Genomic DNA, 13,083 nt, shown 5'->3' with positions numbered 1-13,083 from the left:
GTTTTCCGGGCCGCCAACCCCCCCCCCGGGGCCCTGCCCCCGGCTATTGCACGCCCCCCCCCAACCCTGCCCCGGGTGGGGCACCGGCGTGGGGGGGCCCCCCCGCCCGCCGCCCACGCCGTTCTCGGTGCTCCACCGGGAGGAGGCGGAGAGCGCGGTCAACCTGGCGCTGGGCCGTGTCGAGACCCATCCCTACTTCCGCCGGGCACGTGCGGTACTCGGCGTCGAGGCCGAGGCGGTCGAGTTCGCCCGTGAGCAGATGGCGAGAGAGCTGGACACCGAACGGCATCGAATGGCGCAGCAGGCCGAGGTCACCCGGCTGACGGCCCTGCGGGACACGATGTTGCGGGACAGCTCCATCGCCCGGCTGTGGTGGCTCCAATCGGACCCCAAAAAGCTGATGGAACTGGTGAAACACGGGGATGAGTTCGAGAAGGCCGTCAACCTGATCTCCGGCGACCCCGGCACGCGGCCGAGCATGCCGGGGACGGGGAAGACGTCCGTGGCCGAGCTCGTCGAGCTCTTCCTGGCCGGGCTGGGACCGGAACACCGCCGGCTCCTGATTCACCAGCTGGACAAGGTCTTCCGGAGCTACGAGCGTGAAGAACTGGCGGATCGGCTGGTCGCGACGTCCGGTGACGGTGCCGCGGAGCCGTCGCCGGACAGTGATCACGGAAACGGAAGGTATCTCGGAGGCGTTTCGTAGTCTCGGGCACTGGAGGTTCCGCCAGCCGATGCGCTCGTCCAGGACCACCCGGATCTACGAGGGCAGGCGCATCCAGGGCACACGGGCACGAAAGGCAGCACGAAACGATGAGAACCGGTTAACGCCAAAAGCCGAGCTCGGAATGCCTTCTAGAAGATCACCTCAGGTCGGTCGCCGACCCGGATCAGATCTCGACGTACTGGAACACCACGTCCCATCGTCGGCGGACGAAAGAGACGCACGCGACGGCATTGGGTGATCGACGGCTGGCGGGAATCGAATTCCTATAGGGTATCTGGTCAACCGATCGTGATCTTCGTACCGTTTTCGTGCGTTGAAATGGGGATCGTACGTGCAGAACGCCGATGGCAGGCCAAGCTCGCTGGACGACCTGCTGAACGCGAGTACACCATTCGCCACCACATCCGCCGAGGAGATCGCCAGACGGATGACCGCCGCCGCCACCCGGAACGCCCGGCCGGGCGAGGCGACCGTGGACGAGCAAGGAGACGGGCGCGAGAAGAGCGCCACCGCCCAAGCAGATCTCGGGGCGGAGGCCGGAAGGCGATCCTCGCCCGGTACGGCGCCCGGGGAGCAGGCGCCCCCGTTCAACCCCTTCGAGCTGTTCGAGGGCATGCAGGAGCTCATGACCGAGCTGCAGGGGTTCACCACCACGCTTCAGGGCGCTCTCGACAGCGTGGCCCTCTTCACGGGCAGGGACGGATCGGGCACCGTCGAGGTCACGGTCGGCAACGGCGGACGGCTGGAGAACATGGCGTTCCTCCGGTCGTGGCGAAAGACCCTCACCCCGGAAACCCTGGAGGGCGCGGTCCTGGAGGCGATCTCCAACGCCACTCTCGCCCGGTTCACCTCGCTCGTCTCCGGCGCCGGCCACCCGGCCGCCGGGCCGGCCGCGGCGCCCCCGCCGATGCCGCCCGTCACACCTGTCCCGCCCGCCGATTTCGACGCCGACCAGGCGATCCGTGTCTCCGGCCAGCTCTTCGCCGAGTTCGCCGACAGCATGCGAGCCGTCAACGCCGAGGGGACGCCCGCGGAACCGGCCGGAACCGAGGTGAGGAGCGAGAAGGGCCGGGTGACCCTCACGGTCGCGAACGGGGCGGTCACGGCCGTCGGCATCCACCGGAACTGGCTCAAGGGCGCCGACCAGTCACGCGTCGGAGAGGAGATCCAGACCGCGTTCGAGGCCGCGAACCCGCTCATCGGAACCGGTTCGGTCGCCGCCGACGCCCTCGCCTCGTCACCCGGCATGCGGCGGCTGGCCGAGGTCACCCGGGAGTTCCAGGAACTCGCCAGGCACATCGGATTCTCCCGCTGACGAGACTCCCCCGCTGACGACCGCCGACGACCGCCGACGACCGCCGACGACCGCTGACGAGAGGCGAAGAGCATGAGTGAGCTGGAAGCCCGCCTGGCCGAGATGCGCAAGGACCTCGCGGCCTGGCAGGAGGCCGCCGAGGCCATGAACCAGGCGGCGCGGACCGTCGCCGGCCTCAAGGACCTGCGGACCGCCTTCGGCTATCTGGGCTACAAGGCGGACGCGGACACGACCTACGCGACGTTGAACGACACTCTCAGGAGCCTGGCCGAACAGGCCGACAAGATCTTTCAGGACGTCGAAGACAAGCTCCAGGCGGTCATCTCCGCCTACGAAGGCACCGAGAAGACCAACCAGGAGCTCGTCGACAACATCAAGAAAGGGTGGACCTTCTAACCATGGCCGTAGTCGAGTGGCCCCCGGGCGAGTTCTGGGACCAGCTCCGCGAACTGAACCGGCAGCTCGAACGCCTGAGGCAATGCGTCGACCAGGTCCTGGCCAAGATCCCCGGCTGGCTCTCCGAGGCGGCCAAACCGATCGTCGCCGCCTGGGACAAGATCGTCGAGTTGTCCAAGAAGATATGGAAGGAGCTCGAGGTCTTCTTCGCGGAACCGGGAGACCCCGGCCGCCTGAACGACGCGGGAAAGGTCTTCAACGAAAGCGTCCAGGGTACGGTCAGCGCCCAGGCCGGCAAGTTCACCGAGACCTACATGAAGGTGGACGACAAGTGGAAGGGTGACGCGGCCGAGGCGTACAAGAAGGTCCTCAAGCCCGACGCCCCGCAGACCCTGGCCCTGAAGCAGTACGCCGGCACCGTGCTGGAGGTCGGCAAGGCGCTCAACAACTGCCGCTGGGCGATCATCGGGTTCTGGATCGCGTGCGGTGCCGCGCTCGCCACGCTCATCGGGGCCATCGTCGCGGCCTGCATCGGTGTCGTCAGCATCGCCGGCACGATTCCGGCCCTGCTCTACGGCGCCGGATGCATCGGCGCCTTCCTCGTGGCGGTCGGCGTCGCCGCCGGGATAGCGATCGGCGTCATGTCCGACGCGGCCACCACCTTCCGCATCCAGAACAACGGCAACGACAACCTCCCCGCCGGCAAGTGGCCCCCCTCGGGCGTGGTCGCCTACTGATGCTCCAGCGCCACCCGCCCGACCGCCGGGTAGCCCGCCGCTACGTCGCCCTGTGCTTCGCGCGTTTCCTCGTCACCGGCGCGCTGGCCTCGGTCGTCGTCGTCCTGGGGGTCACCGGGCCGCCGGGCGACGTCGCCCCGCTGTTCGTGGCCGGCGCGGTGACGGCCCTCGGTTCCCTGCTCCTGGTCGTCGCCTCGGGAGCCGCCCTGCTCGACCGGGACTGGGCCGTGCCCGCCCTTCCCGTGCTCGCCTTCGCCGCCTGGACGGTCGGCGTGGCCGCCGCCCTCGGCACCGCCGCCCTCCAGGGCGGCGGAGCCTGGCCGATGTTCTTCCTGGGGCTCCTCCTCCTGCTCGCGGCACGTCCCCCGCTGATGCTCGGGAACTATCTCGCCGGGCTCTGAGCACCGCGAGGGGCGGGGGCCTCCGGACGGCGGACGTAGACCGCGGTCCCCGTCGGGGTCATGTCGTAGAGCGCCTTGGCGTTGTGGAGCGGGACCCGGATGCACCCGTGGGACGCGGGATGCCGCGGCACCCGCTCCGAGCCGTGGAAGCCGATGCCCTCGTTGAAGTAGATGGTGTAGAACTGGTCGCCCAGCGGCCCGCTCGTCCAGCCGGGCGTCCGGAACCAGGCGCGGAAGTCGCCGGTGGGCGTGACGGCGACCCCGCAGTTCCCCTTCTTGCAGTAGTGCTCGCCGTTGCCGGTCGAGATGTGGGAGACCAGCTCGGGCCTGCCGTCCTTCCACGCGGTGAGCAGCTGGCGGCGCAGGTCGATCTCCACCCTCGTGGGCTCCCCGTACGACACCAGCGGCTTGAGTCGCGCCGGGCGGGAGAGCGCCCGCCAGGTGCGCGGGTCGATCTGGTCGGCGGGGGGCAGCCCGTTCGCCTTCTGGAAGGCCCACACGGCCGCGCGCAGCGCGGGGTGGTACTCGTCGCGGGCCTCCCCCGGGCCGAATCCCAGCCGGTCGAGGCGCCGGTGGACCTCCTGGACCTGGGGCCCCCTGTCGCCGGGACGAAGGAGGGGGAACCGCGACAGCGGGGTGTGCTCGGCGCGGGGCGCGGGAGGGCGCCCGGGCGGAAGGGGAACGGGTGTCCCGGAATGCCGCGACGACACGACACCGGTGTTCGCGACACCGAATGGCAGGCACGCGGTGAGCGCGAGGGCCGAGCTCGCGATCAGGAGGCACGTAATGGTTCTCCGCATTTTCTGACGCCTATCCGCTCTCTGGAGAAATCCGCTAGAAGGAATACGAGTACGCGCGATCCTCTATCGCCGCGCGCACCAGGCCGACGGCCTCCTGGGCGCATCCCCAGGAAAAGCTGAAACCGGCTCCGCCGTGCGCGAAGTTGTAGACGACCTTTTCTTCGTCGTCCCACTCAAGACAGACGTTCTCGTTCCGGAACGGCCGCAGCCCCGCCCTTACCGGCTCGTCGGGATCCAGTCTGGCGTGTCTCAGCGCGGGCATGAAGGCCAGGCACCGCTCGTACATCTCCCGTACGGGCCCGTGGTTCTCCAGGTTGATTCCGGTGTCCCACTCGTCCTTTTCCGCCAGCCCGCCGAGAACGAGGAGTCCCGGATTGCGCGGCACGATGAAGACGATGTCCTGCTCGTCCTTGTTCCGCTCGTCGTGGGAGACGCAGTGGGCCTCGCGGATCCGGCGCCCGCGCAGCCCGTCGTTGCGGACCCGTACCAGCGCGCCGCGCAGCGGGTACATGCCGATGCCGCGCAGCCCGGCGGTGCCGAGACCCGCGCAGCAGACGATCACCTCGGCGCCGAAGCGGTCGAGGAGCTCGGCCCTGCGCTCGGCGAGCAGCCCCTCGACCCGGTAGCGCTCGACCCGCACCCCGAGGATCTTGACCTGCCGCATCAGCCACGCCATGTACCGGTCGGTGTCGATCATGGGCGCCATGTGCGAGTACGCGTCGACCACGCCGTAGCCTGGGCTGATGCCGTTGCGCTCGGCGAGCGATCGGTCGCGCACGAAGCCGCGCACCTTCCCGGCGAGCTCCCGCATCTTGTGGAGGTCGTGCGGGCTCTCCTCGACGGGGTGCTTGAAGTAGAAGTTGGACCTCCGCATGGCCACCCCGGGAACCTTCGCGCGGGCGAGCTTCTCGAACATCTCGTACGAGGTGACGCACCAGTCCTTGGAGCGGGCGAGGGAGATCTGGTCGTGGTGGTATCCGCACACCGCCGGGGGCCACTCCCACAGCGCGCCCGCGACGACCGAGACGATGTCGGGCGCGAACCGCTCCGCGACGACGGTGACGCGAAACCCTTCCCTGGCCAGGCACAGCGCGGTGGTCAACCCGCTCACCCCGGCCCCGACGACAAGTATCTTCTCTGAATTCGCGCGCACCTGGGAACGCCTTCTTTCCGGATCCATCCAGCTCGATCACTTTCCGGCGCGACCGGCCGCGGGAGGCCGTCACGACGAACACCGAAACCCTTCCACAGTAAATCGGGACACCGGTGAATCCCGGAATGGCGGCGAACACGACACGGGAGAGGACCGGCCGCGGGCCGATGGGAAACCATTACCCGCCGGGGAAACAATCTGGATCGAACGCGGAAAAGCCGCACTCGACCTGAATCATCCGATGACAAGCCTTTGGCCGCGTGCCCGATTTTCATCACCAATCCACCGATCGACCCGGGCGAATATTGACACCTCCTTAGTCGAGCCCGGGTCCTCGCGGCGGTCCGGCCGGGGTCATGGCGGGGTGAATTGCCTGCTTTGCTCTGCGGACTCGCCTATATGCCCTCGGTGGGATTGTTGAGGGCAGGTATACGGCCGAGTCTCAGTTGTTGTGGAACGTGGTGACTGAACACTGAGCAGTACTGACATATACCGACGCGTGCGTGCCCCCGGCGCTCCGGCGTCCGGGAGGAGGCACGCGCCTCCGTCCGGGCCCGGGCTCTCCCGTCGTCCGCGACGATCGCCACAGAGGGACGACCGCTGTGGAGAGACGACTGCCGTAGAGGGACGCTCCCGGAGGGACGACCGCCGTAGAGGGACGCCCCCCGGAGGGACGACCGCCGGGGAGAGGAGCCCGGCCGCCTCATCCTCATAACGGGAGGAAAAGGATATGACAGCGGTCCCGCGCGCCGACAGGATTGCGTCATGACCGACACCCGCGTTGACCCCGCCTTCATCGCCGACGAGAGCGCCATGCTGCACTCCTGGCTGGACTGGCACCGGGAGACCCTGGCCGTGAAGTGCGCAGGGCTCTCGGACGAGCAGCTTCGCCTGCGTTCCGCCGAGCCGTCCACGCTCTCCCTGCTGGGCCTGGTCCGCCACATGGCCGAGGTGGAGCGCAACTGGTTCCGCAACGTCCTCGGCGGCGAGGGCGCCGCCCCGTTCTACTATTCCGACGACGACCCCGACGGCGACTTCGACACCCTGGAGACGAGCACGGCGGAGCAGGCGTTCGCCCGCTGGCGGGGCGAGGTCGGGCACGCGCGCGAGCTGTCCGCCGGCCTGCCCATGGACACCGTGGGAAAGACGCAACGCCACGGCAGTGACGTCTCGCTGCGCTGGATCCTCGTCCACATGATCGAGGAGTACGCCCGGCACAACGGCCACGCCGACATCATCCGCCAGCGCATCGACGGAGTCACCGGCGAGTAGCGCCGACCGGCGGGACGTGCGTCCTCCCCGGCGCGCACAGACGACATACGCCTCGCACAGACGACATACGCCTCGCACAGACGACGTACGCCTCCAGCAGAGCCGGCACGCGCGGAGACCGGCGGGTCCCGTGGAGGACGGGCCGGCAGCCGGTCAGCCCGGGGCGGAGGTCTCCACGAGTGTCTCGGCGATCACCCTGTCGAGGTTGGCCAGGTTCGCCGGGCGGGCGATGGCGGCCTCGGCGAAACGGTCGAGCAGCCGGGCGAAGACCTCGCGGTCCGGCTCGTCCCAGTCGGCCATCAGGCCGTCCAGGTAGACGCGCCGGTGGCGGACCACCACCTCCAGCACGCGGCGGCCCCGCTCGCTCGGCACGAGCCGGGCCCGCCTGGCGTCCACGGCCGACTCCTCGCGCTCCACGAACCCGGCGCCGGCCGCGTCGTTGACCAGCCTGCTCGCCGTGGAGGGGTCGACGCCCAGCTGCTCGGCGACGGCGCCCACGGTCACCTCGGGCACGTCCAGGCTCAGCTTGTGCACGGCGTGCACGACCATCACGTTCGACATGTGGACCGGCCGCTGCGGCTCCCCGGCCCTGCGCGCGCGCAGTGGCCGCGACCAGATCCGGCGTAACCGGAACAGGGCGACGTCGATCACCGCTCCGGGTGTTCCCTCGTTCACGGCGTCACCTTAACCCCTGCGGGCGTGTGCGCCGCGTGCCCCGGCCCCCGCGACGGCCCGTGCGGGACACCCGGGCAGTAAACGGGAGACGGTCAGCCGGACAGGCGGACCGGGTTGACCAGGTCGGCGTACATCAGCAGGCCCGCCATGATGATCATCAGGAAGGCGATCGCGTAGGTGAGCGGGAGCGCCTTGGCGATGTCGACGTGTCCCGGCGCGGGGCGGCGGGCGACGCGGGCGAAGCCGCGCTTGAGCCCCTCCCACAGGCCGCCCGCGACGTGGCCGCCGTCCAGGGGAAGCAGCGGGATCAGGTTGAACAGGCCGATCGCCAGGTTGAAGCCCGCCAGCAGGTTGATGAAGACGACGATCTTGTTTTCCAGCGGGATCGCGGCGGCGGCGATCTCACCGCCGATGCGGCTGACGCCGATGACGCCGATCGGGCCGTTCCTGTCGCGCTCGTCCCCGGAGAAGGCGGCGTGCCAGACGCCCACCATCTTCTCGGGGAACCTGAGCAGCGAGGCCGCGGTGGCCGAGGTGAGATCCCCCATGTGCGCGGCCACGGCGCCGAAGCTCTGCTGCTCGATGACGATCTTCGGGCTCACCCCGAGGTATCCGACACCCTTTTCGATCTTGCCCGGCTCGTCCAGCGACTCGCGGTCCTGGGCGATGAGGCCGGCGTTGACGGTCATCTCCTGACCGGCCCGCCGGATGCCGATCGCGATCGGGCCCGCGCCGTGGTCGCGGATGGCCCGCGTCGCGGCGTCCCAGCTCGTGGCGGGCTTTCCCGCCACGGACACGATGACGTCTCCCGGCCTCAGCCCCGCCACGCTGGCCGGGCTGGGCTTGTCGGCCGCGGTGCACTCGGGGTTCTTGGCGTAGTCGGCGGCGGTCTTCACGCACTGCGGGATCGAGGCGATCTCGGTCTTCTGGGTGGGGACGCCGAATCCCATGAGCACGACGCCGAACAGGATGAACGCGAGCACGAAGTTCATCGCCGGGCCGCCGGACATGATGATGACCTTCTGCCACCAGGGCTTGCGGTAGAACACCCGGTCCTCGTCGCCCGGCCGGACGTCCTCCAGGGCCACGTCGCGCGCGTTCTCGATCAGGCCCTGCCAGGGGCCCGTGGAGACCGAGCGCACCTTGCCGGGGGCGTCGGTGGGCCGGGGCGGCAGCATGCCGATCATGCGGATGTAGCCGCCGAGCGGGAGCCACTTGATGCCGTACTCGGTGTCGCCCCTGCGGCGCGACCACATCGTCGGGCCGAAGCCGACCATGTACTGGGTGACCTTGACGCCGAACAACTTGGCCGGCACCAGGTGGCCGATCTCGTGCAACCCGATCGAAACCATCAGTCCCACGAGAAAGACGATGACCCCGACCACGGAGAGCCAGCTCACAGGTTCATACCCCCATCGCGGTATCACCGACAATGCCCCATAAGAGGTTAGCCCAAGTATCCGGCCCGCACGCCGCCGCGAGAAGTGACGTTCCCGGCCTCTCTCCCGATCCGGCCGCTTGAAGGTCCTTTGTCAATTGAAAGCACTCCGTTGACATTCAGCTATCGCACGAACACTCTTTGATCAGGGTGAGGACGAGAGAGAGGAGCGTTTTGATCGGGATCCTGGTTGCCGAGCATCTTCCCCTGGTCCGGCGCGGGCTGGTGGCGACGCTGGACAACGAGAGCGACATGAGGGTGGTGGCCGACGTGGCGGCCGGGCAGGATGTGCTTCCCGCCGTCCTGCGGTACGCGCCGAAGACCGCGGTCATCGCTCTCGAACTGCCGGACGTCTGCGGTTTCACCACCTCGATCCGGCTGCACGAGGAGGCCCCCGCCTGCCGGGTCCTCCTGCTGGCGCGCGACCCCAGCCCCGGCCAGGTCCGCCGGGCCTTCGCCGCCCACGCGCTCGGGTTCATGAGCCTGGAGGTCGGCCCCGAGCAGCTGGCCCACGGCGTACGCCAGGTGGCGGCCGGCCGGCGCGCGGTCGACTCCGAGCTCGCGGTGGCGGCCCTGAGGTCGGCGGAGAACCCCCTGACCCGCAGGGAGCTCGACGTGCTCCGGCTCGTCGCGCAGGGCGCGAAGTCCAACGAGATCGCCGACCAGCTGTTCCTCTCCGTGGGAACGGTCCGAAACCACCTGTCGCGGATCATGTGCAAGACCCAGGCGCGCAACCGTCTCGACGCCGTACGCATCGCCGGCGAATCCGGGTGGATCTGAGCCTGCCCGGTTCTCCCCTTCCCCGTCGTCCGTCGTCGTCCGTTCCCGGGAGCCGCAGCCCCGGGAACCGGTCTCAGGGGCGCCAGATGAGGATGAGGGCGCAGTCGTCGTTGTGGCCCGACGACATGGAGGCGACCAGGTTGCGGGCGCCGTCGCGGAACCCCGAGGGCATCAGGCGCTCGGCCTCCCCCAGCAGCCGGTCGAGGCCGGCGTCGATGTCGCGCCCCGGCTGCTCGATCAGGCCGTCGGTGTAGAGCATGAGCGCGTCGCCCTTGCGCAGCATCCCCTGGTCGGCCTCGCAGTGCAGGTCGGGCACGACGCCGAGGACGACCCCCTTGGCCGTGGAGACCCGCCACGTCCCGGTGCCCGACTCGAACTTGACCACCGGGGGGTGGCCGGCGGAGGTGATGACGTACTCGCCCGTCACGAGGTTGAGCCGGAGATGGACCGCCGTGACGAAGCCCTCGGCCTCGCGCTGGCGGTGCAGGTAGGTGTTGCAGGCGGGCAGGAAGTCGTCGACCGAGCCGAGCAGCCCGCCGAAGGTGCCCGACAGCAGCAGCGCCCGGGTGCCCGCGTCGACGCCCTTGCCCGACACGTCGACCAGGGCGAGCTCCAGCGTGTCGCCCTCGCGCATGGAGACCAGGAAGTCGCCGCCGAAGGAGGAGCCCCCGGCCTGCTTGAGGACCACCTTGGAGCCCCACTCCTTGGACAGCGGGGGCAGGTCGCTCTGGCTCTTGAGACGGTCGCGCAACTCCAGCAGCATCGCGTCGCCCCGCAGGCCCTGCACGCCGAGCTTGCCCCGGGTGCGGGCCATCAGCGCGGCCAGCACCGCGGTGAAGACGAAGGTGACCAGCAGGCCGGGACCGATGTGCCCCACCCCGCGCACCACGGCCACGTAGACCAGGGAGAGCGCGACCGCGCACAGCAGCTTGGCGAGACTGTTCAGCCTGAGCTGGAGCCCCGCCACGAGGGTGACCGGGATCATGAGCGCCGGGGAGAACCACTCCATGGACACCCTGGCGGCCAGGCCGCCGATCAGCAGCGTGAGCAGGATCAGGGTGATGAGCAGGTTCCGGTCGCGCGCCAGGGGGCCGCGCCGCAGGAAGCGCACGATGGGCACGAGAAGGGGGACGCGGACCAGGAACGCGCGGAGCGCCGGAGGGAGCAGCGGCACCGGACGGGAACTCATGATGCGCTCGACTGTATCTGGCCGTCCCCCCTTTGGGCAGCCCACTTGACCAACGCCTTGATCATTAAGCAGGGATATTAGATGGCCGGAGCCGTTTGTCCCCTACTACCGTTTGGAAGATGACTCTCAGCCTACGTCCGATCGGCGAAGCCGAATGGTCCGCTTGGAACACCGTGGACGAGGAGGCGTTCGGCTCCGCCACCCCGGAGCACCGGCAGGAGATCTTCAGGCGCAACCTCGAGTTCGACCGCTCGCTCGGCGTGTTCGACGGCGACCTGCTGGTGGGCACCGCCGCGACGTACAGCTTCAGCATGACCGTGCCCGGCGGGCCGATCCCGGTCGGCGGCGTCACCGCGGTCGGCGTGCTGCCCTCGCACCGCCGCCGGGGCATCCTCAACTCGCTGATGACCCGCCAGCTGTCCGACCTCCACGAGCGGGGCGAGGCCGTCGCCGCGCTCTACGCGGCCGAGGCCGCGATCTACGGCCGCTACGGCTACGGCAGGGCCGCCGACTGCCTGGCCTTCCGGATCCCCACGGCAGGCGCGGCCTTCACCCGGCACGCCCCGGCCGACCCCGCCCTGCGGCTGCGCGTCGTCAGGCCCGCGGAGGCCGGGTCCACCTTCGAGAAGATCTACGAGTCGGCGTTCGAGCGGCGCCCGGGGCTGTACGCCCGCACGCCCGCCCGCTGGGAGACGGTGCTGACCGACCGGGAGTCCGACCAGGGCGGCGCCGGTCCGCTGCGCGCCGTGGTCGCCGAGGACGACGGCGGCCCGCGCGGCTACGCCCTCTTCCGGATCAAGGCCTCCTTCGACGACCACGACCTGCCCGCCGGGGAGTTGCGGCTCGTCGAGCTGTTCGGCCTCGACCCCGCCGCCTACGCGCTGCTCTGGCGGCACGTCCTGGACCGCGACCTGGTCTCGCACGTCATCACCCAGGGACGGCCCGCGGACGACCCGCTCATCCACCTGCTCGCCGAGCCGCGCCGGCTCCGCGCGTTCTGGCAGGACGACCTGTGGGTCCGCGTCGTGGACGTCGACCGGGCCCTCACCGCCCGCGCCTACAGCGCGCCGGTGGACGTGGTGATCGAGGTCGAGGACACCGTGTGCCCGTGGAACGCGCGCCGCTGGCGGCTGACGGCCGACACCTCCGGCGCCCGCTGCGCGCCCTCCGGCGACCCCGCCGACCTCACCCTGCCCGTCTCCGTGCTGGGCGCCGCCTACCTGGGCGGGCGTCCGCTGGCGGCGCTGCTGGCTGCGGGGGTGGTACGCGAGTCGCGCGCGGGGGCCCTGCGGGAGCTGTCCACCGCCATGTCGTGGGACCCCGCCCCCTGGGCCGGCCTGGTCTTCTGACGGCTCTCATGGCGAAGGCGACGGCGACGACGGCCGCCGGGGGCTGCCGGGGCGGGCGGGGGCGGGTTATGGTGGCCGGCATGGCACTGCAGAGCTTGCAGATCACCGCGATCACCGCGATGCGGGCGCGAGACGTCTCACGCCCGTCGCGGGAGCAGCAGGAGGCCGCCGACCGCCGCCCCCTGCGCGACGAGGCGCCCCGCAAGGAGCCCGCGCGCAACGGGGCGCGCAAGGAGCCGCCGCGCGGGGAGGCCCCGCCCCGCGAGCGTCCCCGCTAGCGGGCCGCCGGGGGCTACGGCAGCGGCGGGAGCTGGCCGATGGTCTCGTACGAGGTGAGCTGCGCGATCCTGCGGTTGTGCCGCTCGGCCCCGGAGTAGGAGGTGCCGAGGAAGACCTCGACGAACCTGATCGCCTCCTCGGGCTCGTGCATCCGCGAGCCGAGGCTGACGACGTTGGCGTTGTTGTGCTCGCGGGCGAGCCTCGCGGTCTCCTCGCTCCAGGCCAGGGCGGCGCGGACGCCGCGCACCTTGTTGGCCGCGATCTGCTCGCCGTTGCCCGAGCCGCCGATGACGACGCCCAGACTGCCCGGGTCCTCCACGACGCCCTCGGCCGCGCGCAGCACGAACGGCGGGTAGTCGTCCTCCGCGTCGTAGACGAAGGGACCGCAGTCCTCGACCTCGTGGCCGTGCTCCTTCAGCCAGGAGACGACGTGGTTCTTGAGCTCATAGCCGGCATGGTCGGCACCGATGTAGACGCGCACCCGCACAGTTTCGCAGGTGTGCGCGGACGGCTCCACCCGGCCCCCGGCTAGAGTAACAGCCGCAATGCTCACGTAACCCTTACAGAGAGAG

15 protein-coding genes are annotated in these 13,083 nt (G+C 70.1%); 9 read left to right on the top strand and 6 right to left on the bottom strand.

Annotation, left to right across the window (positions count from 1 at the left end; all coding sequences use genetic code 11):
- Positions 1-88 precede the first annotated feature (88 nt).
- The 5 genes from ABT053_RS09260 (at position 89) to ABT053_RS09240 (ending at position 3,576) form a co-directional block, all read left to right on the top strand.
- Complete coding sequence (locus ABT053_RS09260; protein WP_350968399.1) at positions 89-706, top strand: hypothetical protein; 618 nt, start codon at positions 89-91, stop codon at positions 704-706.
- A 352-nt stretch (positions 707-1,058) separates the two neighbouring features.
- Positions 1,059-2,042, top strand: a complete 984-nt coding sequence (locus ABT053_RS09255) for a hypothetical protein (protein WP_350968398.1) — start codon at positions 1,059-1,061, stop codon at positions 2,040-2,042.
- 72 nt (positions 2,043-2,114) lie between these two features.
- The gene (locus ABT053_RS09250; protein ID WP_350968397.1) at positions 2,115-2,438 is read left to right on the top strand and encodes a hypothetical protein; all 324 of its coding nucleotides are present in this window, start codon (positions 2,115-2,117) and stop codon (positions 2,436-2,438) included.
- Between the two features lie 2 nt (positions 2,439-2,440).
- Entirely contained in the window at positions 2,441-3,175 is a 735-nt protein-coding gene (locus ABT053_RS09245; protein WP_350968396.1) for a hypothetical protein, read from the top strand.
- A complete protein-coding gene (locus ABT053_RS09240; protein WP_350968395.1) occupies positions 3,175-3,576 on the top strand; it encodes a hypothetical protein in 402 nt (133 codons plus the stop codon). The genes ABT053_RS09245 and ABT053_RS09240 overlap by 1 nt, the downstream gene beginning before the upstream one ends.
- Here ABT053_RS09240 and ABT053_RS09235 read toward each other — a convergent pair.
- Both ABT053_RS09235 and ABT053_RS09230 read right to left on the bottom strand, forming a co-directional pair.
- Entirely contained in the window at positions 3,558-4,376 is an 819-nt protein-coding gene (locus ABT053_RS09235; RefSeq protein WP_350968393.1) for a L,D-transpeptidase family protein, read from the bottom strand. The genes ABT053_RS09240 and ABT053_RS09235 overlap by 19 nt on opposite strands.
- 34 nt (positions 4,377-4,410) lie before the next feature.
- Positions 4,411-5,529 carry an FAD-dependent oxidoreductase gene (locus tag ABT053_RS09230; protein ID WP_350968392.1) on the bottom strand — a complete coding sequence of 373 codons (1,119 nt, stop codon included), beginning with the start codon at positions 5,527-5,529 and terminating at the stop codon, positions 4,411-4,413.
- Between the two features lie 765 nt (positions 5,530-6,294).
- Here ABT053_RS09230 and ABT053_RS09225 point away from each other — a divergent pair.
- Positions 6,295-6,801, top strand: a complete 507-nt coding sequence (locus ABT053_RS09225) for a DinB family protein (protein ID WP_350968391.1) — start codon at positions 6,295-6,297, stop codon at positions 6,799-6,801.
- Between the two features lie 153 nt (positions 6,802-6,954).
- Here ABT053_RS09225 and ABT053_RS09220 read toward each other — a convergent pair whose 3' ends face one another.
- The gene (locus tag ABT053_RS09220; RefSeq protein ID WP_350968390.1) at positions 6,955-7,476 is read right to left on the bottom strand and encodes a MarR family winged helix-turn-helix transcriptional regulator; all 522 of its coding nucleotides are present in this window, start codon (positions 7,474-7,476) and stop codon (positions 6,955-6,957) included.
- A 92-nt stretch (positions 7,477-7,568) separates the two neighbouring features.
- Positions 7,569-8,828, bottom strand: coding sequence for a M50 family metallopeptidase (locus ABT053_RS09215; protein WP_502991715.1), 1,260 nt, complete (start codon positions 8,826-8,828; stop codon positions 7,569-7,571).
- Between the two features lie 260 nt (positions 8,829-9,088).
- Between ABT053_RS09215 and ABT053_RS09210 the strand changes: the two genes are divergently transcribed.
- Positions 9,089-9,694, top strand: coding sequence for a LuxR C-terminal-related transcriptional regulator (locus ABT053_RS09210; protein ID WP_350968388.1), 606 nt, complete (start codon positions 9,089-9,091; stop codon positions 9,692-9,694).
- A gap of 73 nt (positions 9,695-9,767) precedes the next feature.
- Here ABT053_RS09210 and ABT053_RS09205 read toward each other — a convergent pair whose 3' ends face one another.
- Positions 9,768-10,883 (bottom strand): PP2C family protein-serine/threonine phosphatase, encoded by a 1,116-nt coding sequence (locus tag ABT053_RS09205; protein ID WP_350968387.1) that lies wholly within the window; start codon positions 10,881-10,883, stop codon positions 9,768-9,770.
- Positions 10,884-11,002: 119 nt separating this feature from the next.
- Here ABT053_RS09205 and ABT053_RS09200 point away from each other — a divergent pair, with 119 nt between their 5' ends.
- Both ABT053_RS09200 and ABT053_RS09195 read left to right on the top strand, forming a co-directional pair.
- The gene (locus ABT053_RS09200) at positions 11,003-12,232 is read left to right on the top strand and encodes a GNAT family N-acetyltransferase (RefSeq protein WP_350968386.1); all 1,230 of its coding nucleotides are present in this window, start codon (positions 11,003-11,005) and stop codon (positions 12,230-12,232) included.
- Between the two features lie 80 nt (positions 12,233-12,312).
- Positions 12,313-12,510, top strand: a complete 198-nt coding sequence (locus ABT053_RS09195) for a hypothetical protein (protein ID WP_350968385.1) — start codon at positions 12,313-12,315, stop codon at positions 12,508-12,510.
- 14 nt (positions 12,511-12,524) lie between these two features.
- On the opposite strand, the gene ABT053_RS09190 is transcribed toward ABT053_RS09195, so the two are convergent.
- Positions 12,525-12,992: a ribose-5-phosphate isomerase gene (locus tag ABT053_RS09190; protein WP_350968384.1), complete on the bottom strand. Its 468-nt coding sequence runs from the start codon at positions 12,990-12,992 to the stop codon at positions 12,525-12,527.
- Positions 12,993-13,083 lie beyond the last annotated feature (91 nt).

This window comes from Streptosporangium sp. NPDC002524, from assembly GCF_040295985.1.
Taxonomy (GTDB): Bacteria; Actinomycetota; Actinomycetes; order Streptosporangiales; family Streptosporangiaceae; genus Streptosporangium.
This window is presented reverse-complemented; position numbering and strand designations above follow the sequence as displayed.

What these genes read in the sequence shown, in the direction of transcription:
- ABT053_RS09250 (WP_350968397.1), top strand. Translation starts at nt 2,115, where the DNA reads ATGAGTGAGCTGGAAGCCCGCCTGGCCGAGATGCGCAAGGACCTCGCG.
- ABT053_RS09245 (WP_350968396.1), top strand. Translation starts at nt 2,441, where the DNA reads ATGGCCGTAGTCGAGTGGCCCCCGGGCGAGTTCTGGGACCAGCTCCGC.
- ABT053_RS09240 (WP_350968395.1), top strand. Translation starts at nt 3,175, where the DNA reads ATGCTCCAGCGCCACCCGCCCGACCGCCGGGTAGCCCGCCGCTACGTC.
- ABT053_RS09235 (WP_350968393.1), bottom strand. Translation starts at nt 4,376, where the DNA reads ATGCGGAGAACCATTACGTGCCTCCTGATCGCGAGCTCGGCCCTCGCG.
- ABT053_RS09225 (WP_350968391.1), top strand. Translation starts at nt 6,295, where the DNA reads ATGACCGACACCCGCGTTGACCCCGCCTTCATCGCCGACGAGAGCGCC.
- ABT053_RS09215 (WP_502991715.1), bottom strand. Translation starts at nt 8,828, where the DNA reads ATGGTTTCGATCGGGTTGCACGAGATCGGCCACCTGGTGCCGGCCAAG.
- ABT053_RS09205 (WP_350968387.1), bottom strand. Translation starts at nt 10,883, where the DNA reads ATGAGTTCCCGTCCGGTGCCGCTGCTCCCTCCGGCGCTCCGCGCGTTC.
- ABT053_RS09200 (WP_350968386.1), top strand. Translation starts at nt 11,003, where the DNA reads ATGACTCTCAGCCTACGTCCGATCGGCGAAGCCGAATGGTCCGCTTGG.
- ABT053_RS09195 (WP_350968385.1), top strand. Translation starts at nt 12,313, where the DNA reads ATGGCACTGCAGAGCTTGCAGATCACCGCGATCACCGCGATGCGGGCG.